The sequence below is a fragment of the Novosphingobium sp. Fuku2-ISO-50 genome (assembly GCF_001519055.1).
Taxonomy (GTDB): domain Bacteria; phylum Pseudomonadota; class Alphaproteobacteria; order Sphingomonadales; family Sphingomonadaceae; genus Novosphingobium.
Window position 1 is genome coordinate 1 of the sequence record NZ_KQ954324.1, and the last position, 661, is coordinate 661.

At 59.8% G+C, this 661-nt stretch carries 1 protein-coding gene and 1 pseudogene; both read left to right on the plus strand.

The features are described from left to right. A pseudogene (locus tag AQZ50_RS21105) lies at window positions 1-211 on the plus strand (hypothetical protein); the annotation flags it as partial. Then, on the plus strand, window positions 144-661 hold a 518-nt coding region (locus AQZ50_RS20680; RefSeq protein WP_197412575.1), incomplete at its 3' end, for an IS630 family transposase. The pseudogene AQZ50_RS21105 and the gene AQZ50_RS20680, both read left to right, overlap by 68 nt.

Here is a 661-nt window from a genome sequence, read left to right on the forward strand (position 1 = left end):
CCCGGCTGGCGGCGGCAAACTTGCCGAGCATATGGCCAGCCTGATGGGCTGGGTTGAAGCTGAGCCTGACATAACGATGCCGGAGCTGTCGGCGAAACTTGCGGCAGCGAGCGGCGTCAAAGCGCATCCCGCGTCGTTGTCGCGTGCACTGTGCAAGGCTGGCTATAGCTTCAAAAAAAACGCTTCTGGCATCGGAGTGCGGTCGCGATGATGTAGCGGATGCGCGGCGAATATGGCGCGTATATCGCCAACGGCGCCTGCGTGAGCAACCTCATCGACTTGTTTTCGTTGATGAAACAGCAACAACGACGAAGATGACACGGCTGCGCGGTCGCGCGCGCCACGGTCGGCGGCTCAAGGCACGCGCGCCCTTTGGCCATTGGAAAACCCAGACACTCGTCGCAGGCCTGCGTTGTGATGGCATCGTCGCGCCCTGGGTCATCGACTGCCCCATGAACCGTGTCATCTTCGAAACATGGGTGGAAACCCAGTTGGCCCCGACGCTCAATCCGGGCGATGTCGTGGTCCTGGACAATCTCTCCAGCCACAAGAGCGAAAAGGCCGCCGCCATCCTCAAAGATCGCGGTGCTTGGTTTCTCTTCACTCCGCCTTACAGCCCGGATCTCAATCCAATCGAAATGGCTTTCTCAAAGCTCAAGGC